The organism is Streptomyces sp. NPDC059534 (genome assembly GCF_042743475.1).
In the GTDB taxonomy this organism is placed as follows: Bacteria; Actinomycetota; Actinomycetes; order Streptomycetales; family Streptomycetaceae; genus Streptomyces.
In genome coordinates this window covers 28,833-50,068 of sequence record NZ_JBHWAQ010000028.1, presented here as the reverse complement: position 1 = coordinate 50,068, position 21,236 = coordinate 28,833, and the positions used below count along the sequence as shown (strand labels likewise).

General features: G+C 72.1%; 21 protein-coding genes and 1 riboswitch. Of the genes, 7 read left to right on the top strand and 14 right to left on the bottom strand.

Annotated elements, in window-relative coordinates; genetic code table 11:
- Positions 1-40: 40 nt before the first annotated feature.
- Positions 41-1,573, top strand: coding sequence for an amino acid permease (locus tag ACFVZH_RS28900; protein WP_384901752.1), 1,533 nt, complete (start codon positions 41-43; stop codon positions 1,571-1,573).
- Positions 1,574-1,982: 409 nt separating this feature from the next.
- Positions 1,983-2,336, top strand: a complete 354-nt coding sequence (locus tag ACFVZH_RS28895) for a hypothetical protein (RefSeq protein WP_384901751.1) — start codon at positions 1,983-1,985, stop codon at positions 2,334-2,336.
- 125 nt (positions 2,337-2,461) lie between these two features.
- On the opposite strand, the gene ACFVZH_RS28890 is transcribed toward ACFVZH_RS28895, so the two are convergent.
- Positions 2,462-3,226: a winged helix-turn-helix domain-containing protein gene (locus tag ACFVZH_RS28890; RefSeq protein ID WP_384901749.1), complete on the bottom strand. Its 765-nt coding sequence runs from the start codon at positions 3,224-3,226 to the stop codon at positions 2,462-2,464.
- A 183-nt stretch (positions 3,227-3,409) separates the two neighbouring features.
- Here ACFVZH_RS28890 and ACFVZH_RS28885 point away from each other — a divergent pair, with 183 nt between their 5' ends.
- Positions 3,410-4,750: a DUF2252 domain-containing protein gene (locus ACFVZH_RS28885; protein WP_384901747.1), complete on the top strand. Its 1,341-nt coding sequence runs from the start codon at positions 3,410-3,412 to the stop codon at positions 4,748-4,750.
- Between the two features lie 91 nt (positions 4,751-4,841).
- Here the strand turns inward: ACFVZH_RS28885 and ACFVZH_RS28880 are convergent, their stop codons facing one another.
- From ACFVZH_RS28880 to ACFVZH_RS28820, 13 genes are all read right to left on the bottom strand, one after another.
- Positions 4,842-6,233, bottom strand: coding sequence for an NAD(P)/FAD-dependent oxidoreductase (locus ACFVZH_RS28880; protein WP_384901745.1), 1,392 nt, complete (start codon positions 6,231-6,233; stop codon positions 4,842-4,844).
- 414 nt (positions 6,234-6,647) lie between these two features.
- Positions 6,648-7,184, bottom strand: a complete 537-nt coding sequence (locus tag ACFVZH_RS28875; RefSeq protein ID WP_384901744.1) for a PadR family transcriptional regulator — start codon at positions 7,182-7,184, stop codon at positions 6,648-6,650.
- A 46-nt stretch (positions 7,185-7,230) separates the two neighbouring features.
- On the bottom strand, positions 7,231-9,246 hold the full coding sequence (locus ACFVZH_RS28870; RefSeq protein WP_384901742.1) for an FAD-dependent oxidoreductase: 2,016 nt from the start codon (positions 9,244-9,246) through the stop codon (positions 7,231-7,233).
- A 163-nt stretch (positions 9,247-9,409) separates the two neighbouring features.
- Positions 9,410-10,309 carry an ATP-binding cassette domain-containing protein gene (locus tag ACFVZH_RS28865; protein ID WP_384901740.1) on the bottom strand — a complete coding sequence of 300 codons (900 nt, stop codon included), beginning with the start codon at positions 10,307-10,309 and terminating at the stop codon, positions 9,410-9,412.
- Entirely contained in the window at positions 10,306-11,055 is a 750-nt protein-coding gene (gene cbiQ / locus ACFVZH_RS28860) for a cobalt ECF transporter T component CbiQ (RefSeq protein ID WP_384901738.1), read from the bottom strand. The genes ACFVZH_RS28865 and cbiQ overlap by 4 nt, the downstream gene beginning before the upstream one ends.
- 6 nt (positions 11,056-11,061) lie before the next feature.
- Positions 11,062-11,589, bottom strand: a complete 528-nt coding sequence (locus ACFVZH_RS28855) for an energy-coupling factor ABC transporter substrate-binding protein (RefSeq protein WP_384901736.1) — start codon at positions 11,587-11,589, stop codon at positions 11,062-11,064.
- The gene (locus ACFVZH_RS28850; RefSeq protein ID WP_384901734.1) at positions 11,586-12,284 is read right to left on the bottom strand and encodes an energy-coupling factor ABC transporter permease; all 699 of its coding nucleotides are present in this window, start codon (positions 12,282-12,284) and stop codon (positions 11,586-11,588) included. The genes ACFVZH_RS28855 and ACFVZH_RS28850 overlap by 4 nt, the downstream gene beginning before the upstream one ends.
- Positions 12,285-12,312: 28 nt before the next feature.
- Positions 12,313-12,548, bottom strand: a riboswitch (cobalamin riboswitch).
- A 50-nt stretch (positions 12,549-12,598) separates the two neighbouring features.
- A complete protein-coding gene (locus tag ACFVZH_RS28845; RefSeq protein WP_384901732.1) occupies positions 12,599-12,991 on the bottom strand; it encodes a PTS-dependent dihydroxyacetone kinase phosphotransferase subunit DhaM in 393 nt (130 codons plus the stop codon).
- A gap of 131 nt (positions 12,992-13,122) precedes the next feature.
- Positions 13,123-13,797, bottom strand: a complete 675-nt coding sequence (gene dhaL / locus ACFVZH_RS28840; protein ID WP_384901731.1) for a dihydroxyacetone kinase subunit DhaL — start codon at positions 13,795-13,797, stop codon at positions 13,123-13,125.
- Between the two features lie 52 nt (positions 13,798-13,849).
- Positions 13,850-14,842 (bottom strand): dihydroxyacetone kinase subunit DhaK, encoded by a 993-nt coding sequence (gene dhaK, locus ACFVZH_RS28835; RefSeq protein ID WP_384901729.1) that lies wholly within the window; start codon positions 14,840-14,842, stop codon positions 13,850-13,852.
- 220 nt (positions 14,843-15,062) lie between these two features.
- The gene (locus tag ACFVZH_RS28830; protein WP_384901727.1) at positions 15,063-16,304 is read right to left on the bottom strand and encodes a serine hydrolase domain-containing protein; all 1,242 of its coding nucleotides are present in this window, start codon (positions 16,302-16,304) and stop codon (positions 15,063-15,065) included.
- A 79-nt stretch (positions 16,305-16,383) separates the two neighbouring features.
- The gene (locus tag ACFVZH_RS28825) at positions 16,384-16,791 is read right to left on the bottom strand and encodes a DUF1048 domain-containing protein (RefSeq protein ID WP_384901726.1); all 408 of its coding nucleotides are present in this window, start codon (positions 16,789-16,791) and stop codon (positions 16,384-16,386) included.
- 2 nt (positions 16,792-16,793) lie between these two features.
- Positions 16,794-17,123 (bottom strand): PadR family transcriptional regulator, encoded by a 330-nt coding sequence (locus ACFVZH_RS28820; RefSeq protein ID WP_384901724.1) that lies wholly within the window; start codon positions 17,121-17,123, stop codon positions 16,794-16,796.
- Between the two features lie 269 nt (positions 17,124-17,392).
- Between ACFVZH_RS28820 and ACFVZH_RS28815 the strand changes: the two genes are divergently transcribed.
- The 4 genes from ACFVZH_RS28815 (at position 17,393) to lysA (ending at position 21,053) form a co-directional block, all read left to right on the top strand.
- A complete protein-coding gene (locus ACFVZH_RS28815) occupies positions 17,393-18,448 on the top strand; it encodes a magnesium and cobalt transport protein CorA (protein ID WP_384901722.1) in 1,056 nt (351 codons plus the stop codon).
- Between the two features lie 267 nt (positions 18,449-18,715).
- On the top strand, positions 18,716-19,249 hold the full coding sequence (locus ACFVZH_RS28810; RefSeq protein WP_384901721.1) for a universal stress protein: 534 nt from the start codon (positions 18,716-18,718) through the stop codon (positions 19,247-19,249).
- 190 nt (positions 19,250-19,439) lie between these two features.
- Positions 19,440-19,694 (top strand): hypothetical protein, encoded by a 255-nt coding sequence (locus ACFVZH_RS28805; protein ID WP_384901719.1) that lies wholly within the window; start codon positions 19,440-19,442, stop codon positions 19,692-19,694.
- 9 nt (positions 19,695-19,703) lie between these two features.
- On the top strand, positions 19,704-21,053 hold the full coding sequence (lysA, locus tag ACFVZH_RS28800) for a diaminopimelate decarboxylase (RefSeq protein ID WP_384901717.1): 1,350 nt from the start codon (positions 19,704-19,706) through the stop codon (positions 21,051-21,053).
- Positions 21,054-21,236: the final 183 nt, after the last annotated feature.

The following is a 21,236-nucleotide window of genomic DNA, read 5'->3' as shown; positions in this document are numbered from 1 at the left end:
CCCTGCCCCGCTCACCGCCCGTCCCCCCCCGGAGGTACCCATGTCCCGCACCGAAGCCCCCAGCGACGCGATACGCAAGCCACCACCCGCGCAGGACGAGGAGGCGCGGCTGAGAGAACTCGGCTACCAGCCGGTCCTCGCCCGCCGCATGGGAGGCTTCGGCAACTTCGCCATCAGCTTCTCCGTCATCTCGGTCCTCTCCGGCTGCATGACCCTGTACGGCTTCGGCATGGGCACCGGCGGCCCCGCCGTCATGCTCTGGGGATGGGCCGGCGTCGGCCTCTTCGTCCTGTGCGTCGGCCTCGCCCTCGCCGAGGTGACCAGCGCCTACCCGACCTCCGGCGCCCTGTACTACATGGCCGACCGGCTCGGCGGCCGTCGCTGGGGCTGGTACACCGGCTGGCTCAACCTCCTCGGCCTCCTCGGGGCCATCGCCGGCATCGACTACGGCGCCGCCCTCTTCACCGGGGCCTTCCTCAACCTCCAGTGGGGCTTCACCCCCACCCCCGGCTCCACCTTCCTCATCTTCCTCGCGATCCTGCTGCTGCACGCCGTGCTCAACCTGTTCGGCGTCCGCCTCGTCAGCGTGCTCAACTCGATCAGCGTCTGGTGGCACCTGGCCGGCGTGGCGGTCATCGTCGGCGCCCTCGCGTTCGTCCCCGACCGCCACCAGTCCGTCGACTTCGTCTTCACCGAGTTCGTCAACGACACCGGCTGGGCCAACCCGTTCTACGTCGCCGCCATCGGCCTGCTCCTCGCCCAGTACACCTTCTCCGGCTACGACGCCTCGGCCCACCTCTCCGAGGAGACCTCCAACGCCTCCGTCACCGCCGCCAAGGGCATCGTGCGGGCCATCTGGGTCTCCTGGATCGCCGGCTTCGCCCTCCTCGCCGGACTGAGCTTCGCCATCCAGGACTACGCCGCCACGCAGAACAGCGCCACCGGGGTCCCGCCCGCGCAGATCCTCCTGGACGCCCTCGGCTCCGGCGGCGCCACCGCGCTGCTGCTCGTCGTCATCGTCGCCCAGCTCTTCTGCGGCAACGCCGAGGTCGCCGCCGCCAGCCGCATGGTCTTCGCCTTCAGCCGCGACAACGCCCTGCCCGGCTCCGCGCTCTGGCGGAAGGTCAGCGGCCGCACCCAGACCCCCGTCCCGGCCGTCTGGCTCGCCGTCGCCGTCGCCGCGGTCCTCGCCCTCCCGTCGCTGTACTCCGCCACCGCGTACGGCGCCGTCACCGCGATCAACGTCATCGGCATCACGCCCGCCTACGCCATCCCGATCTACCTCCGGCTGCGCGCCGGCGACCGGTTCACCCCCGGCCCGTGGAGCCTCGGCCGCTGGAGCAAGCCCATCGGATGGACCGCCGTCGTCTGGGTCGCCCTCGTGACCGTCCTCTTCTGCCTGCCGCAGAAGTCCCCCGTCACCGTCGACACCATGAACTACGCCGTGATCGCGCTCGCCGTCGTCCTCGTCCTCGCCAGCGTCTGGTGGTACGTCGCCCGCCGCTCCTACGGCACGCCGACCACCTACGGAACGCCCCGCGAGGAGGCCGAGATCGCGGAGGGCATCGTCTAGGGGCTTCTTGTACCGCTCCTCGTCGAACCCGGGTGGGCCCCCACCCGGGTTCGACTCCGTTCAGGCGATCGCGGCTCGCCGGGGCTTCACCAGCGCGACCGGGTTCAGCCGGGCGTTCCGCGAAGCCCACGGGGTCACCCCTACCGAACACCGTGCGTTTCTCCCTGGCCGCCCCGCGGCACGCAGAGTGCAGGAACCTTGCACGCCATGCACACCACCGCGCGCTGAGCCGGCCTACATTCTCCGCTGGAGACAGCGCCACAGCGTGAACGGAGCCACGGCCGACAACCCGGGCCCGACGCCCGGCACGCCATCGACCGTGGCATCGGCCTGTGACAGCCGCGCCTCCATGTCCCTCGCCTTCCCGCGAGGAGGCGTCCGAGATCCATCTCATGGGGGAAAAATGAGCGTGCGCAAGAAGCTTGCCACCACCGTCGGGGCCGCTGCCCTGGCCTTCGCCGCGGTGCTGGGCTCCGCGGGTCAGTCGTTCGCCGGATCGAACGGCCAGCAGATCCACTTCCACGACACCAGCACCGTCGTCTACTCCATCCGCATCCAGGGCTACAACCAGAGCGGCCAGTCGGTGTCGGGATGCTTCGTCACGCCGAGCCGGGACACCTGGATCGGCGGCTGGTGGTGGAAGGGGGAGGTCAGCGTCACCTTCTACCGGAACAACTCCTGCTCCTTCGCCACGTATTACGACGACGCGATCGCGTGGGTCCCCGGCGAGCAGAGCGGCGACTGGACGACCGTCTACTCCTGACCCCGCCCTTCGCTCCCTGACGCCCCTCGTCCGGCAACGGGGGGACAGGGGCGCACGGGTGTCGTGGTCGGACACCCGACACGGCAGGGGCGTCGCGCCGCACGGGCGGACGCCCCGTCGCCGTGTCAGGCGCTGAACTCGTAGGTCCAGGAGGCCGACTGGGCCGAGACGTCGATGTCCGTGATCTCCAGGGCGTGGCCGTGCTGGTCGCTCACCACCCGGTGGACGAGCAGCCGGGCCGCGCCGCCGGCCGTCGTCGTCACCGGGCCCGGCGGCACGCCGACGGACTCCCGGTGGGTGATCCGCAGCCCCGCCTGGTGCATCCAGTGGTACAGGAGACGCAGATCGGGCTGGTGGTGGAAGTCCCTGACCCGCCGGTAGCGGGCGAGCTGGGGGATCTCGGTCAGCGCGGGCCGTGAGAACCACGACACCGCCCGCTGGAGCGCGGACCCCTGCGGCCCGAGGACCACGTGCCGGTGGACGAGGGTCGGCTCGCCGGGAGCGAGCAGCAGCCGGGGTGTCAGCGGGGTGGGCGGCGGCTCCCAGGTCAGCGAGGCGCGCACCAGCGCCCCGGCCGCGCGCGGACCCCCGGGGAACGTGGGACGGCGGGCCGTCAGGACGGGCGCGGCCGGTTCGGCGTCGGCCGCGCCCGCCCCGGCGGCGGCGAACGTCCCCCGCCGGTCGGTGACCACGAGCCGCTCGTCCCGCAGGAGCTGGAGCGCGCTGCGCACGGTCTGCCGGTTGACGTGGTAGCGCTGCACCAGGGTGCGTTCCGACGGGAGCCGGCTGCCGGGGGAGATGTGCCGGTTGGCGAGGTCCTCGCGCAGGGCGGCGGCGACCCGGAGATAGAGCGGCGGTTCCGCCGCCGCCTCGGAATCGGGCTCGGCCATGTTCAACCCTCTCTTCGCTCAGCGTGACCGCATGGGCCGTGTGGGTGATCAATTCCTATCATTGGTCTAAACCATTTAGCTAGGGCGGCCCGACAGAGTGGCCGAAAGGAGCACCGCGACTTCTAATGAGGTTCCAGGTGGCGGAGACGACGCCGTGGCGGAGGAAGAGGCGGGTGAGGCCGGATGACGACACCGTCGGAGCGCGCCGACCAGGGCAAGGCGGCCCGCAAGCGCGTGTCCCGCTCCTCGCACGGCCGCTGGATACCCAGTTCCCAGCGTCCCGACGCGCTCCACGTCCTGGAACGCCAGTCCGAGGACCGCCTCCCCGACCTCGCCCCCCTCCGCTACGGCCGGATGGCGGTCTCCCCCTTCGCGTTCCTCCGCGGCGCCGCCGCCGTCATGGCCGCCGACCTCGGCGCCCAGCACCACACCGGACTCACCGTCCAGCTCTGCGGCGACGCCCACCTGCTCAACTTCGGCGTCTACGCCTCACCCGAACGGACGCTCCTCTTCGACGTGAACGACTTCGACGAGACGCTCCCCGGCCCCTTCGAATGGGACGTCAAGCGCCTCGCCGCCAGCGTCACCGTCGCCGCCCTCCAGAACGGCAGCACCAAGCCCAAGGCCCACCGCGCCGCCCTCGTGACCGTCGAGGCGTACCGGACCGCCATGCGCCGCCTCGCCGGCCTCGGGGAACTCCCCGTCTGGTACGAGCGGATCGCCGCCGACGACCTCCTGACCCTGGTCCGCCGCGACGAACGCGCCCTCGTCGCCGGCCGGCTCGCCCGCGCCCGGCGCCGCACCAGCCTCCAGGCCCTCGGCAAACTCACCGAGACCGACGACTCCGGCGCCCGGCACTTCGCCGAGGACCCGCCGCTCCTCGAACGGACCACGGACCTCGACCGGGTCTCCCTCGGCAAGATCTTCAGCGACTACCGCAGCTCGCTCTCCGAGGAGCGACGGGTCCTCCTCGACCGCTTCCACTTCGTCGACGCGGCCCGCAAGGTCGTCGGCGTCGGCAGCGTCGGCACCCGCTGCTTCGTCCTCCTCCTCGAAGGCCGTGACGCCACCGACCCGCTCATCCTCCAGATCAAGGAGGCGGGCCACTCCGTCCTGGAGCCGTACCTCGCCCCCTCCGCGTACGCCCACCAGGGCCGCCGCGTCGTCTGCGGACAGCGCCTCACCCAGGCCGCCAGCGACATCTTCCTCGGCTGGATGACCGGCCCCCAGGAACGCCACTTCTACTGGCGCCAGCTGCGCGACATGAAGGGCTCCGCCGAGGTGGAGACCATGTCCCCGAGCCGCCTGCGCGACTACGGCCGGCTCTGCGGCCGGGCCCTGGCCCGCGCCCACGCCCGCACCGGCGACCGGATCGCCATCGCCGCCTACCTCGGCACCACCGACGTCTTCGACCGGGCGGTCGCCGACTTCTCCCTCGCCTACGCCGGCCAGAACGCCGACGACTACGCGGCCCTCGGCGCCGCCATCGCCGCCGGCATGATCACGGCGGCCCCGGGCGCCTGAGGGGTGTCCTGCCGATCAGGCCGGGCCGGCGACGCCCGGCACCGCAAGACACCCCCGAGGAGCCACCCGGGGCCGTTCACCCGCGAGGGGACTACGCGTCGCGCCGCAGGGGCGGCTCCGCCGGCGTCTCGTGGACCGGGCCGAAGAGCACCGCCCGGGCCACCGCCGGGGCGAACAGGGCCGTCAGTGGCGCGGTCAGGGTCAGGGCCGCCCGGAACGGCGCCCCCACCACCGGGTCGCCCGCCGCCCGCTCCTGCACCCGCCGCAGATACCAGCCGACCACCTTGTCCGCCGGCCCCGGCCGCGCCGCGTCGCCCGTGGCGCCGGGCATCTTCTTGTCGGCGCCCGCCGAGATGTCCCACGCCTGCCGGGACGCGTCGAGCAGCGCCCGCTGCACCCGCTGGGTGCTCGCCCCGCGCTTCGGGTCGGCCAGCGCCTTGCGCAGCGCGACCGCCGTGAGCGCGGCGACCGCCATGCCCTGCCCGTAGATCGGGTTGAAGGCGCACAGCGCGTCGCCGGTGGCGAGGAAGCCGGCCGGACGGCGGCCCGGACGGTCGTACCGGCGCCGGATGTTGGCCGTCTTGCGGAAGCCGTACACCGGGGAGTCCGCCTCGGCCCGCGCCAGCCAGTCGCTCACCACCGGATGCGGCAGGCGCTTCGCGTACTCCTCGAAAGCCGCCTCGTCGGTGGGCGGTTCGTCACCCCGCAGCCCGGAGAGGGTGACCAGGTGCCGGCCGTCCCCGAGGGGCAGCACGACACCGCTGTACACCTGCGACGGATTGGGCACCACGTAGTAGCCGACCGCGTCCGTGCCCGGGTCCTGGGCCGGCGAGCGGTAGACCCGCGTCGCGTACGCCAGCCCCGTGTCCAGCGTCTCCTCGTGCGGGGCCTCCGCGCCGATCCCCGCCAGCCAGTCGGCGGCCTTCGTGGACCGTCCCGACGCGTCCACGACCAGATCGGCCTCCAGGACCCGGGTCTCCTTGTCGGCCCCCGCGCCGCGCTCACGCAGCCGTACGCCCCTGACGCGCGAGGAGTCCCCCGTCAGCCCCACCGTCTCGGTGCCCTCGACCAGTTCGATCCGCGGGTCGGCCAGCACACGCTGCCGCACCAGCCACTCCAGCTGCGGGCGCGGACCGGTGTAGAAGTGCGCGGTCGCGGGCGTCCGGCGGAACCACTGCCCGTTCTGCCACTGCACCATGTCCTCCGGAACGCCCACCTTCGGCGCCCCGAGCTCCCGCAGCTCCTCCATGAACCCCGGCAGCAGCTCGTCGAGCGCCGTCTGCCCGCCCGCGATCAGCACATGAAGATGCCGCCCCTGAGGCACACCCGGCCGCGGCTCCTGCCCCGCCGGGAAACGGTCGCGCTCGACGACCGTCACCTTCTCCGCGTGCTCCGCCAGCACCCGCGCGGCCAGCAGTCCTGCGAGACTTCCCCCGATGACCACCGCGTGACGTGTCACCCGATGCCCCAAGTCGTCGGCCATACCCGCCCTTTCACGTCGTGGAACTACAACTTCCCAGTATCCACGCCCCCACCACCCCCGTCGCCCCCGCCCGACCAGGCCACCGGGCCACCGGGCCCGCTTAGGCTGGGCTCCATGGCATCCGAACGCGCGACCGGACCCACCGACTTCAGGTAGCCGCCGGGAGACACCCGGCGATCGTCACCCATGGAGTCGTATGGCACGCACCGCACACCACCTTCCCCGCTCCCGCCGCCGGCTGCCGGACGCCCGGCTCCGGGGCGACCCCTGGTGCTCCGTGGTCGTCCGGGACCTCAGGTACAGCGCCGACCGCCTCGCCGATGCCGCGCGGGAGCAGACCAGACCCTGGCCCGAGCCGGTCCACCGGGCCGTCGACCTCCACTGCTGGCCCCGCTTCCGCCAGGACCGGTCCGGTCACTCCGTGCCGAGCTCCGCGAGGGCGCTCGTCAGCCACTCCACCCAGAACCGTTCCATGTCGATGCCGCCCCGCAGGACGAGGTGGCGGAGCCGGTCGGGCTCGGTGTGGCGGCGGTCCGCCGGGAAGTCCCGGCTCTCGATGGCGAGGTACTCGTCCAGTTGCTCGCGGTGGAGGGCGAGATGGCGCCGGAGCTCGACGCGGAGCCCGGGGCCTCCGACCACCGCGGCGGCCCGCATCCGCAGAAGCAGGGCGGCGCGCATCGGCTTCGGGTCCTCCGAGCGGGCGACCCAGGTGCTCAGTTCCGCCCGGCCCGCGGGCAGGACCTCGTACTCCTTCTTCTGTCCCCGCGCGGGCACCGGAGCGGGCAGGGCGCGGATGTGCCCCGCCTGCTCCAGCTTCCCCAGCTCGCGGTAGATCTGCTGGTGCGTGGCCGACCAGAAGTAGCCGATCGACTTGTCGAATCGGCGCGTCAGTTCGAGGCCGGAGGACGGCTTTTCGAGCAGCGCGGTGAGGATCGCGTGCGGGAGGGACATGCTCGCATCCTAGGTTCGGCCGGCCACGGTGATCACGGAGCGGCCGTCACAGGGCGGCGGCGAGACGGGTGCCCTGGTCGATGGCCCGCTTGGCGTCCAGCTCGGCGGCCACGTCCGCGCCGCCGATCAGGTGCGCCGTGCGGCCCGCCGCCACCAGCTCCTCGTACAGGTCCCGGCGCGGCTCCTGGCCGGCGCAGAGCACGACCGTGTCGACGGGCAGGAGCTGCTGCTCGCCGCCGATCGTGACGTGCAGGCCCTCGTCGTCGATCCGGTCGTAGGACACGCCCGCCACCATGGTCACGCCCCGGTGCTTGAGCTCGGTCCGGTGGATCCAGCCCGTCGTCTTGCCGAGGCCCGCGCCGACCTTGGAGTCCTTGCGCTGGAGCAGGTGCACCTGGCGCGGCGGCGCGTTCCGCTCGGGCGTGCGCAGCCCGCCCCGGTTCTCGTACGAGGTGTCGACGCCCCACTGCCGGAAGTACGTCTCGGGGTCCTGGCTCGCGCCCTCGCCGCCGTCCGTGAGGAACTCCGCCACGTCGAAGCCGATGCCGCCCGCGCCGATGATCGCCACGCGCTCGCCGACGGGCGCGCCGTCGCGCAGCACGTCCAGGTAGCTGACCACGCTCGGGTGGTCGACGCCCGCGATCCCGGGCGTACGGGGCGAGACACCGGTGGCGACGACGACCTCGTCGTAACCGTCCAGGTCACCGGCCGCGACCGGGGTGCCGAGCCGCACCTCGACCCCGCGCTCGTCGAGCTGGACGCGGAAGTAGCGCAGCGTCTCGTCGAACTCCTCCTTGCCCGGCACCCGCTTGGCGACGTTCAGCTGGCCGCCGATCTCGGCGGCGGCGTCGAAGAGCGTCACGGCGTGACCGCGCTCGGCCGCGGACACGGCGCACGCGAGGCCGGCCGGGCCCGCGCCGACGACGGCGATCCGCTTCGCGCGACGAGTGGGGGAGAGGACGAGCTCGGTCTCGTGGCAGGCGCGCGGGTTGACCAGGCAGGACGTGATCTTCAGGTTGAAGGTGTGGTCCAGGCACGCCTGGTTGCAGCCGATGCAGGTGTTGATGGTGTCGGCGCGGCCGGCGGCGGCCTTCGCGACGAAGGCCGGGTCGGCCAGGAACGGCCGGGCCAGCGACACGAGGTCGGCGCGCCCGTCGGCGAGGATCTCCTCGGCGACCTCGGGCGTGTTGATCCGGTTGCTGGTGACGAGCGGCACGGAGACCGCGCCCATCAGCTTCTTCGTCACCCAGGTGTACGCGCCGCGCGGCACCGAGGTCGCGATGGTCGGGATGCGCGCCTCGTGCCAGCCGATGCCGGTGTTGATGATGGTCGCGCCCGCGGCCTCGATCTCCTTGGCGAGCTGGACGACCTCCTCCAGCGTGGAACCGCCGGGCACGAGGTCCAGCATGGACAGCCGGTACACGAGGATGAACTCCGCGCCGACCCGCTCGCGGATCCGCCGGACGATCTCCAGCGGGAAGCGCACGCGGTTCTCGTACGAACCGCCCCAGCGGTCGGTGCGCTGGTTGGTGGCGGCCGCGATGAACTCGTTGATGAGGTAGCCCTCGGAGCCCATGACCTCGACGCCGTCGTACCCGGCCTCCTTGGCCAGCTCGGCGCAGCGCGCGTAGTCCTCCACGGTCTGCTCGACCTCGGCGTCGCTCAGCTCGTTCGGCACGAAGGGGCTGATCGGAGCCTTGATCGCGCTGGGCCCGACCAGTCCGGGGTGGTACGCGTACCGGCCGAAGTGCAGGATCTGCATCGCGATCCGGCCACCCTCGGCATGCACGGCCCCGGTGATCAGCCGGTGCTCCGCGACCTCCTCCTCCGTCGTCAGCTTCGCCCCGCCGTCCCACGGCCGCCCCGCCTCGTTCGGCGCGATGCCACCCGTGACGATCAGCCCCGCCCCGCCCCGCGCCCGCTCCGCGTAGAACGCCGCCATACGCTCGAAGCCGTGCTCGGTCTCCTCCAGGCCGACATGCATCGACCCCATGATCACCCGGTTGGGCAGAGTCGTGAACCCCAGGTCGAGCGGGCTGAGCAAATGCGGGTACGGGGTCATTCGGGCGCCTCCTCGCGCAGGATGTCGCCCTCAGTTCTAGGTGACCCACCCCGGTTGTGCAACTAGTTGCAGAAGAATCCGAGAGTGATTTCTACTACTCGGTAACCGGCGGGATCACACAACCGCCACGACTCCGCCCTGGACGGCGGCCGGATGCGCCGTGTCAGGGTCGGCTCGGGTGATCGGTGCGGTCCGGGTGGGTGGGTGCGTGGGGCCAGGTGTCCAGGTCTTCCGGGGTTCGGGGTGCGGGGGTGCCTGGGGGGAGGAGGCCGTGGGTGTGGAGGAGGCGGGTGACGGCGGTGGCCCAGGGGCGGCGGAGGCGGGCGGAGGTGAGGAGGGCGTCGTCGGAGAGGAGGGTGGAGACGGGGCCGGTGTGGAGGCCGGTGGGGGAGAGGACGGCGGCTTCGTCGGCCCAGCGGAGGGCGAGGTCGACGTCGTGGGTGGCCATGACGACGGTGGTGCCGGTGGCGCGGAGGCGGTGGAGGGTGTCGAGGAGCCGTTCCTGGCCGTGGGGGTCGAGACCGGCCGTGGGCTCGTCCATGATCAGGACGCGGGGCCGCATCGCCACGGCGCCCGCGATCGCGGCACGTTTGCGCTGCCCGTACGACAGGAGGTGCGTCGGCCGGTCCGCGAGCGCCACGATGTCCAGCGCCTCCAGGGCCTCCCGCACCCGGAGCCGTACCTCTTCCTCCGGCAGTCCCAGGTTCGTCGGGCCGAACGACACGTCCTGGCCGACGGAGGCGGCGAAGAGCTGGTCGTCCGGGTCCTGCACCACCAGCTGCACGGTGGTCCGCAGACGGGTCAGCCCCCGGCGGTCGTACGCCACCGGCGTCCCGTCCAGGAGCAGCGACCCGGTCCCGCACCGCAGACCGCCGCTCAGCAGGCGAAGCAGCGTCGTCTTGCCGCTGCCGTTGCGGCCGAGAAGCGCGATCGCCCGTCCCTCCGCCACCGCGAAGTCGACGTCCTTCAGGACCGTGGGTCCGTCCTCGTAGGCGAATCCCGCCTTCACCAGCTCCACGACGGGAGCCGGGCCCTGAGGCGTCGTCGGGTTCGGAGGCGTCACGGAAGGAACCTTTCCAGTACGAGGGTGAGGGTGACGAGCCCCGCGAGGAGCACGCCCGTCGCGGCGAGGAACCGGCGGGAGACGGCGCAGGCGGGCACCAGGACCCGGAGCGTCCCGTCGTAGCCCCGCCCGGCGAGCCCCGACTGCAGGCGCTGCGCCCGGTCGAAGGCCCGGACGAACGTGGTCGCGCCGAGGCCGGCGAGCGAGCGCCAGGTCGCGGCCCGGGTGGTGTGCCCCAACCGGGCCGCCTGGGCCTGCCGGATCTTGGCGAGCGAGTCGAGCAGCAGGAAGATGATCCGGTACATCACCAGGGCCACGTCCACCACCGGCGCCGGCACGCCCGCTCGGACCAGCCGGGGCAGCACGTCGGACACCGGCGTCGTGAACGCGAACAGGAGCACCCCGAGCGAGGCGGACGAGGTCCGCAGCAGCAGCTCGCCCGCGTGCACCGGGCCTCCCGGCGCGAGAGCGACCGCCCCGTGCGCCCCGCCCACCTCGAACAGCAGCGGGACCGCCCCGGTGACACAGAAACCGAGCGGAACACGGAACGCCCGCCACAGCTGACGGCCCGCCACACCGGCCGGACCGAGCAGCACCCCGAGCGTGGCCGCAGCCACGAGCACCGCTCCCGGCCACGGCGGCAGACACACCGCGCACAACGTCAGACCGAAACCGAGCAGCGCCTTCTCGGCGGGATGGCGGGCGCGCCAGCGACTGCTGTGCGCCGCCGCGTCGATGGGCAGCATCGGCGGCTACGCGTCCCGCTCGCCGACGGAACGGTCGGCCCCCGCGGCTCCGTCGGCGGTCACGCCCCCGCCGGTCCGCACGGAACCGGCGGCACCGTCGGCGGCTGTGGAACCGGCGGAGGCGACGGGCCCGCTGCCGGCCGTACCGGAGTCCACGCCCTCGACTCCGTCCCCGCCCCCGTCCCCGACCTCTCCGTCCGCAGTCGCAGCCGCCCCCGCCGCCAGGGCCACGCCCTGGCGACGTCCGCGGCGCAGGCCGAAGTAGTACGCCAGGACGCCGGCGCCCAGTGCTGCCTGGAGGGCGAAGAGGGCGGACTCGATCTCGCCGGACGGAGGTTCGTACAGGGGACTGAACCAGGGCTTGTAGTCCGGTCGGAGTTCGGTGATCGCGGTCTCCGCCTCCGCGTCGGCCCCGGTGAACGGCTCTTCCTTGTGGTCGCCGAGGCCCAGGACGAGCGGCAGGACGGCGAGCGCGGCGACGAGGAGGAGCAGGAGCGCGTTGATCTTCGTGTTGCGGCTGATCTTGGTGCTCATCGGGCGGCCGCCTCCTCGTGACGGTCCGTCCGCGACGGTGCGAGGACGCCGAGCCGGGTCAGTTCGCCCTTGCTCGACTGGGTCAGCAGCCGCATCACGAGCACGGTGAGCAGGCCCTCGCTGACCGCCAGCGGGATCTGCGTCACGGCGAAGATCCCGCCGAACTTGGCCAGCGCTCCGGGGATGCCGCTGCCCGGGTCCGGGAAGGCCAGCGCGAGCTGCACGCTGGTGACGCAGTACGTGGAGAGGTCGGCGACGAACGCGCCGAAGAAGACCGCGACCATCAGCGGCGTACCGAAGCGGCGCAGCAGTCGGTAGGTGCCGTACCCCGCCCAGGGCCCGACGATCGCCATCGAGAAGGCGTTGGCGCCGAGCGTGGTGAGACCGCCGTGGGCGAGCAGGAGGGCCTGGAAGAGGAGGGTGATCGTCCCCAGGACGGCCACGATCGGCGGCCGGAAGAGGATCGCGCCCAGGCCCGTACCGGTCGGGTGGGAACAACTGCCTGTCACCGAGGGCAGTTTGAGTGCGGACAGGACGAACGTGAAGGCGCCGGAGGCGCCGAGCAGCAGGGTGGACTCGGGGTTCGACCGCACCTCGCGGGTCAGCGCGCGGACCCCGTGGACGACGAACGGGGCGGCCGCGACACCCCAGGCGGCGGCGTGCGCAGGGGGCAGGTACCCCTCGGCTATATGCATGGTCGGGAGACCCTCTCCAGCACCTCGTGGATGGACAACGCACCCTGGCCGGTCTCCTGGCTGACGGTCATACGGTCCGGCTCCGCCTTCCCACACCGCGGCGGTCTCCCGTCGCGGTCCAGTGGCTTCCCCGAGGGTGTTACCCGCGGGGGTGGAGCCGGACCTCCCGATCACAGTGGCGAGGGCCGCACCGGTACTGCACCGGTTTCCCGTACACCAAGGCCCTGCGACATTAGTGCGTTGACCAGGTGCATCACAACACGGTCGCCACCCGGTGCGGCCCTTCCGTCACTCCGCGCACTCGCCGCGGAGGCTCATTCCTTGCGGTAGGCGTACGCCTCCGATGCCGCGGCCGCCACCGCGTCGAGATCCCCGCCCGCACTCGCCGTCACCAGCGCCGCCACCGCGCCCTCGACGAACGGCGCGTCCACCAGGCGGGAGCCGTCCGGCAGTTCGTCGCCCTCGGCAAGCAGCGCCTTCACGGTGAGCACGGCGCTTCCCAGGTCGACCAGCAGCGCCACCCCGGCCCCCCGGTCGACGTCCTTCGCGGCCCCGGCGATCAGCTCGGCATTGGTCCCCAGGCCCCCGTCGGGCAGCCCGCCCGCCGGGGCGACCGGTGCGAGGACCCCGCCGCCCGCGAGCCCCCGGGCCAGCTCGGCCACGGCCGCCGCGACCGCCGCGCTGTGCGAGACGAGCACGACGCCCACGAGCGCCGGGCCCTCAGTTGTGGGGCCACCGGCGGCGGGACCCTCAGCGGCCGGGCCACCATCGGTCGAGCCACCAGCCGCCGGACCCCCAGCCGCGGGACCCTCAGCCGCCGGACCCCCACCCGCCGTACTCACGACGCCCTCTCGGTGCCCGAGCCGTCAGCCGGTGCCGGCTCAGCGGTCCCCGCCGCAGGGGCCCGGCCCGTCGCGGTCTCGGCGAGCGTCGAGAACAGCAGTGCCGACGACGTCGCCCCCGGATCCTGGTGTCCGACCGACCGTTCGCCGAGGTAGCTGGCCCGGCCCTTGCGCGCCCGCAGGGGTACGGTCGCGAGGGCGCCGGCCTCGGCGGCGGCGCGGGCCGCCTCGAACGAGGTCCGCAGGCCCTCCACGGCCGGTACCAGCGCGTCCAGCATGGTCTTGTCGCCCACCTGGGCACCGCCCAGCTGGGACACGGCGGCCACACCGGAGCTCAGCGCGTCGGCCAGCCGCTCGCGGGTGACCTGTTCGTCCTCGCCCAGGGACTTCCCGGCGCGGCGCAGCAGTGTCCCGTAGAGGGGGCCCGACGCGCCGCCGACGGTGGAGATCAGCTGGCGTCCGGCGGTGGTGAGCACCGCGCCGGGGGTCGCCGGGGGCTCCTTCGCCAGCACGTCGGCGACGGCGGCGAAGCCGCGCTTGAGATTGGCGCCGTGGTCGGCGTCGCCGATCGCCGAGTCCAGCTCGGTGAGCCGGTCCGCCTCGCGGTCGACGGCCTCGGCGACCACGTCCAGCCAGCGCACCAGGAACTCCGCACCGAAGGTCTCCGTCATGCCGCCTCCCTCTTCCGTTCCCGCCGTCGTCCCGACGGTCCCCATCGTCGCCTCACCGGCCCCAGCGCAGCGCGGGCGTCTGCACCGGCGCGTCCCACAGGCGGAGCAGTTCCTCGTCCACCTCGCACAGGGTCACCGAACAGCCGGCCATGTCGAGCGACGTCACGTAGTTCCCGACCAGCGTCCGCGCCACCGGTACGCCTCGCTCGGCGAGGACGCGCTGCACCTCCGCGTTGAAGCCGTACAGCTCCAGGAGCGGCGTCCCGCCCATCCCGTTGACCAGCGCGATCACCGGACCGGCGGGGCTCAGGTCCTCGACGACCGCGTCCACGGCGAAGTCCGCGATCTCCCGCGAGGTCATCATCGCCCGCCGCTCGCGGCCCGGCTCGCCGTGGATGCCGACGCCCAACTCCAGTTCGCCGTCGGGGAGATCGAAGGTGGGGCTGCCCTTGGCGGGTGTGGTGCACGCGCTCAGCGCCACCCCGAAGGACCGCGACCGCTCGTTCACCCGGCGGGCGATCGCCTCCACCCGCTCCAGCGGAGCGCCCTCCTCGGCCGCCGCCCCCGCGATCTTCTCCACGAACAGCGTGCCCCCGGTTCCGCGCCGCCCCGCCGTGTACAGACTGTCCGTCACCGCCACGTCGTCGTCGACCAGCACCTTCGCGACCTGGATGCCCTCGTCCTCCGCGAGCTCCGCCGCCATCTCGAAGTTCAGCACGTCACCGGTGTAGTTCTTGACGACGAACAACACTCCGGCGCCACTGTCCACCGCCGCCGCGGCCCACACCATCTGATCGGGTACGGGCGAGGTGAACACCTCCCCGGGGCATGCCGCCGTGAGCATCCCCGGCCCCACGAACCCCCCGTGCAACGGCTCGTGCCCCGACCCGCCCCCGGACACCAGCGCCACCTTCCCCGCGACCGGCGCGTCCCGCCGCACCACCACCCGCCGCTCCACGTCCACGGTCAGCTCGGGATGGGCGGCGGCCATCCCCCGCAGCGCGTCGGCGACGACGGTCTCCGGAACGTTGATCAACATCCTCACGGGTACCTCCTGGTGAGATGAGCAGCCACGTCACTGAGCAGGGTTCTCGCAGGTCAGGGCAGGGGATGTCCTGTGCGAACGCGCATCATGGAGCAATTATCGACGCGAGGGCGCGGAGGCGCACCGGTGCGTCGCCGGCCGGATCCGGGTGATTCCGGTTCCACCAGGCAGGCACGCACGCAGGGAGGTAGGTACGTAGATACGTAGACAGGGAGGCAGGTCAGTCGTCGATCGCCTGGTAGAGGGTGGTCCAGAAGTCGTGGATGGCGCGAGCCGAATCCGGGGTGGACATGCCGGTCTGGGTGAGCAGGATGCCGACGAGCCGGTTGTGCGGGTCGGCGTACGTGGTGGTGCCGGTCCCGCCGTCCCAACCGAACTGGCCGACGGGCGCGTAGTCGCCGCGGTAGGCGCGCACGGCCATCCCGAATCCCCAGCCGCCGTGCTGCCCCTGACCGTGTGACAGATGGACGATGCTGCGGGCCCATGCCTGCAGGTCGGATGTCTGCTCGGGGGTGAGGCGGTTGGTGGTCATCAGCTCCACGGCGGCCCGGGACAGGATCCGTCGGTCGCCGTGCATGCCGCCGTCGAGCAGCATCCGGAAGTAGGCGTGGTAGTCGTCGACGGTCGAGTCGAGTCCTCCGCCGCACGACGGGAACGCCGGAGGCCGGCTGTGGTGCCCCCCTTCGGCCTCGTCCTCCACGACGAACTTCCCGGTCTCCGGGTCGGGGGCGTACAGGGGCGGCAGGCGGTCCATCTTGTCGGCGGGCACGTGGAATCCGGTGTCCTTCATGCCCAGCGGGTCGAGGACGCGTTCGCGCAGGAACGTCTCGAACGGCCGGCCGCTGACCCTGGCGACGAGCACGCCGAGCACGTCGTTGCTGATGTTGTACTGCCAGCGTTCTCCGGGCTGGTACATCAGCGGGAGTGTGCCGAGGCGGCGCACCCACTCGTCCGGCTCCGGTCCCGGGAGCAGCCATCCGTCCTCTTGGCCGTAGACCCCCCGCTCGAAGAGCGCGGCCAGGATGGGGGAGCCCGCCGCCGTCATGTCGATGCCGAGCCCGAAGGTGGAGGTGAGCAGGTCCCGGACCGTGACGGGCCGCTTCGCCGGGACGGTGTCGTCGAGCGGGCCGTCGGCCCGCCTGAGGACCTGCCGGTCGGCGAGCTCGGGCAGCCACCGGTCGATCGGGTCGTCCAGCCGCAGCCGGCACTCGTCGAGCAGGACCATCGCTGCGGCCATCGCGACCGGCTTGGTCGTCGAGGCCATCCGGAAGATGGTGTCCCGGCGCATCGGTGCGCCTCCGTCGTGGCGCATCGTCCCGATCGCTTCGACGTGGGTCTCGTCGCCCCGGCCGACCAGGGCGACGAGACCGGGAATCCGCCCGGACTCGACGTGCCGTGTCAGTACCTCGCGCAGTCTGCGCAGCCCCGCCGAGGAGAAGCCGCCAGTGCTGTGTGTCGCCATGAATCCCCCTGTGCAGTGGCTCGATACCCGCAGGCGCCGACGTCCCCGATGCCGGGTGCCGGCGCCTGCTGTGCCGAGATCAGGCCGTCTTGTCTTCCGTCTCGGCGATCTCGCCGGCGGCGTGCGCGATGTCGGTGGCGCGCGCGATGTCGTCGGTCAGTTGCTTTCGCGCACGGGCGGGGACGTAGCCACCCTCCGAGTAGTTCTGGGCGAACGTGTCGGCGAACTCGACCGGGTCCTCGCCGACGATCTCGCGGATCGGCGTCCCGTCCGCGGCAGCCTGGGCGAACAGGTCGGCGAGGTCTTCGAACATCGACGCGTTGCTGTCCTCGTCGGTCGGCACGAAGTGCATCAGGTACCGCTCGATGGCTTCGACCGCCGTACGGTGGTTCTCGGGAAGCTCCTTGACGCGCGCCCTGTACGCCCTCCAGCGCTTCTTGGGCCCGATCATCCTGGAGATGAAGCCGTTCTTCTCGCCGTCGGACATGGCTACTTGCCCCCTTCGCGGAGCTGTTCCAGTCGTTCCGTGAGGAAGCTCCACGTCCTCCAGAACTCTTCGAGGTACTCCCGCCCCTGGGCGTTGAGGGAGTGCACCTTGCGGGGCGGTCCCTTCTCGGACGGGACCTTCTCCACGTCGACGAGACCGCGCTTCTCCATCCTGATGAGCAGCGCGTAGATGGTTCCTTCGGCGATCTCGGTGAAACCCTGCTCCCGCAGCCGTGCCGTGATCTCGTACCCGTACGCGGGCCGGCCGGACAGGGACGCCAGGATGATGCCCTCCAGCGTGCCCTTGAGCATCTCCGTCATCAGCTTGGCCATGGAACACCTCCTTCCTGGACTACTAAGTGATGTTGACTACTGGTACACCGTAACGCTGACTACCAGTACTTAGCAAGACGGAATAGTGGGCGCCGGGGAGTCGGCACACCGCGAGCCCGGTCATCGACGGCCCGCAGAGTCCGGTCCTGGTCGAGACGGGACATTCCCGGTGAGTCGGAGGAGCATTTATGGGTGTGGGGCCGGCACGGCGCGCCGCGCCGCCGGGGAGCAGGAGGCGGCGCACGCCGGCCGGCCGCGAGGAGGTGGCCATGATCGTCGACTGCGCTCACTACCGGGACGGGCGTCGGCAGCACGAGGGCGCGATGCCACTGGAGCAGGCGGCCGCGCACTGCGGCCTGGGCGGGTTCGTCTGGCTGGGCATGTTCGAACCGAGCCCCGAGGAGCTGAGCCGGGTCCGTGAGGTCTTCGGACTGCACGAGCTGGCCGTCGAGGACGCCCGGACGTTCCACCTGCGGCCGAAGGCGGAGCAGTACGAGGACGGCACCGAACTGATCATCCTGCGCACGGCGCGCTACGACGACGAGCGCGAGGAGATCGACACCGGCGAGATCAGCATCTTCCTCGCCGAACACTTCGTGATCACGGTTCGCCAGGGCATCGCGAGCGAGCTGCACGAAGCCCGGAGCCGACTCGAAAGACGCCCCGAACTGCTGAAGGCAGGCAGCGCCTCCACGCTGTGGGCCATCTTCGACCAGGTGGTCGACAGCTACGCTCCGGTCGTCGAGGAGCTCGAACGCGACATCGAACAGATCGAGGCCACCGTGTTCTCCGGGGCGGTCGCGCCGACCGAACGGATCTACTTCCTGCGCCGCGAGGCGACCGACTTCTACCGTGCCGTGCACCCGCTGCTCGCGGTACTGGGACGGCGCCTGCAGTCCGGCAAGTCGCCCCCCGCGCTCCTCCCGTACATCCGCGACGTGCACGACCACCTGCAGCTGGTCAACGAGGAGGTCGCGGCCCAGCGGGACCTCCTGGCCACCGTCCTGGAGGCGAACATCGCGGTGATCTCCGTCGAGCAGAACAAGATCAATCTCCGGCAGAGTGCCACGATGGAGCGGCTCACCATCCTCGCCAGTGTGTTCCTCCCGCTGTCCTTCGTGGTCGGCTTCTTCGGACAGAACTTCGAGTGGCTGGTCAGCCACATCACCGGCTTCCCGGCGTTCCTCGTCCTCACCCTCTGCGGACTCCTGCTGCCCTGCCTGCTGCTCTACGCCTGGCTGCGCCGCCGCCGCGCCCACCCGTCACCACCGACGCCGGGGGTGACCGACCCCGTCCATCGCGGAGCGGCCGCCCCCAAGGAGTGAGCACGCGCGTCCGACGGTCCCGGCAGTCCGGTCAACGACGGCGGTTCCCCGGGCGCCGAAACCACCGCCGTCAAGGCCCGGCAGTTCCTGCGCCACGCGTGTTCCTGGGGGTGTTCTCGTACCGAGGGAGCTGCTGGGCGGGTCGCTCGGCCCATGGCGTCAGGGAAGCGTCAGGCGCACCCGCACACCATGGCCTGCGGGCCGTTCGCAGGCGTATGCAGGGAGCACAGACGTCCGTATGTGCGTATGCCTAGGGGTGATGGAGCGATGAGGGGTGCCGAGGGCCGGCGCGTCGTGGTCGGGGTGAGTGGTTCGATGGGCAGCCTGACAGCGCTGCACCGGGCCGTGGACGAGGCGCGTCGTATCCGGGCCGAGCTGGTGGCCGTACTGGCCTGGCTGCCACCGGACGGTGAGGTGGCGCAGCGGCACGTCGTGACTCCTCCGGCGATCGACTTCCGCCGGGCGGCGGCGGACCGGCTGCTCGAAACCATCGACTCCGCGTTCGGCGGTGCCGGCCCCGGGGTGCCGTGGCAGGGCATCGTCGCGCGCGGTCGTCCGGGCCCCGCGCTGGTGGAATCCGCCGACCGCGCCGGTGATCTCCTGGTGATCGGCGCGGGGCGGCGCGACGGTCTGCGGCGGCTGATGTTCCCGTCGGTCGTCCGCTACTGCGTCGCACATGCCGCCTGTCCGGTCCTCGCGGTACCTCCGTCGCCCCTGCTGAGCGACCTCGTCTCCGCGCACCGTCGGCTGAGCCGGTGGCTGCCGTTCGACGCCCGTCAGCTGACGGAGGGCACACCCTGATCGAGGCGTGCCGGCCGCCGTCGGCCCGACCTCCGTCAGGAGGGCGTTACGGGTCCGGGGGATGCCGTCAAAAGCACGTCAGTGAAGTGCCCGGAGCCCCGCCCGGCGGGCAAAGCTTCATTTCGGAGCCGGCACGGCCGACCGTCCGGGCGACACCACACCTTCCACTCCTTCTTCGAGGGGCATTGCCATGACTGAAGTCGAGCACTCCGAGGACCCCGAGCCTTCCGAACGCGTCCCGGCCGGACCTCTCCTCGTCCTCGCCCCCGGGGTCTCGGAGGTCCCCGGGGTCTGGCAGGCCCGCGGGGACTCGAAGGTCCGCGGGGTCGTGAAGGCCCGCGGCGACGAGGGCTCGTGGCGGACCTGGGACCCCCAGCGCGTGGGCGTCCTGCGGGTGGTGGGTGCCGCCGCCGTCATCTCGTGCATCGACCTCTTGATCGGCTGAGGAGGCGTCGTGTCCCTTTCCCTCACATCACCCCAGGTGCCGTGGCCCGCACCGGGCGACACCGACGGCCTGTCGATCTGGCCCCGCTCGGCCCGTCCCGGGCACGGCGGGGATGTCACCGTCGCCGCTGTGTCGCTCGCCGAGACCGCGGGCCGGTTCGGCACCCCCGTATATGTACTGGACGAGGACGAGGTCAGGGAGCGCTGCCGGACGTATCGCACGGCGTTCCCCGAAGCCGATGTCGTCTACGCGGCGAAGGCGTTCCTGTGCCGTGCGATGGCCCACTGGGTACGCGAGGAGGGCCTCGGCCTGGATGCGTGCTCGGCGGGCGAGCTGATGCTCGCCGTCACCACCGGCTTCCCGCCCGAGAGGATCGTCCTGCACGGCAACGCCAAGAGCCCCGAGGACCTCGACACCGCCGTGCGGCTGGGCGTCGGGAGGATCGTCGTCGACAGCGCATCGGAGATCGCGCGCCTCGCCGCGATCGTGCCGCACGGCTCTCGTCAGCAGGTCATGCTGCGTGTCGTGCCCGGCATCGCGGCGGGCGGGCACGCCAAGGTGCGGACCGGCACCGAGGACCAGAAGTTCGGCCTCTCCCTCACGGACGGCTCCGCGCAGCACGCGGTCGCCAGGGTGCTCGGCCAGCGCCGTCTGGAACTCGTCGGCCTGCACTGCCACATCGGCTCGCAGATCACCACCGTCAAGCCGTACGTCGCCGCCGTACGCCGCATGGTCGGCCTGATGGCGCGGATCAGGGAGCAGCACGGCGTGGAGCTGCCGCAGCTGAACATCGGTGGTGGCCACGGCATCGCCTACAGGCCCGGCGAGGAGAGCCTCGACGTGCCGCGGCTCGCGGCGCGTGTGCGGGCCGAACTGCGGGACGGCTGCGCCAAGGTGAAGCTGCCCGTGCCTCGGCTCACGATCGAGCCGGGCCGTGCGGTCGTCGGACCCGCCGTCGTCTGTGTCTACCGGGTCCTCGCCGTCAAGCGCACCGGATCGCACACCTTCGTCGCCGTCGACGGCGGCATGAGCGACAACCCCCGGCCCGCTCTCTACGGCGTCCGCTACTCACCCCGTCTGATCGGCCGGCACTCCACGGCGGCCCCCCGCCTCGTCACCGTCGTCGGCCGCCACTGCGAGGCCGGCGACATCCTCGCGGACGACGTCTCGCTGCCCGCTGACGTCCACCCCGGAGACCTCCTGGCCGTCCCGGTGGCCGGCGCGTACCACCTGTCCATGGCCTCCGGCTACAACCTGGTCGGCCGCCCGCCCGTCATCGCCGTGAAGGACGGCACCGCGCGCACGCTCGTGCGCCGGGAGTCGCTCGACGACATGAACCGCCGCGACATCGGCCTCTAGGGCGGAGGTACGGGTCCGAGCCGGCCCGTACCTCCCTCACGGTCCTCCGTCGGGCTCCCCTTCGGCCGAGGACCGTTCACCGCTGCCGTGAGCGGCCCGACGGATCACGGCGCATGCCCCGCCCGTCCCCGCGTTCGGCGTCATCGGCACGGCCTGCCCTGGTGCCGGCCGGCCTGAGCGTGT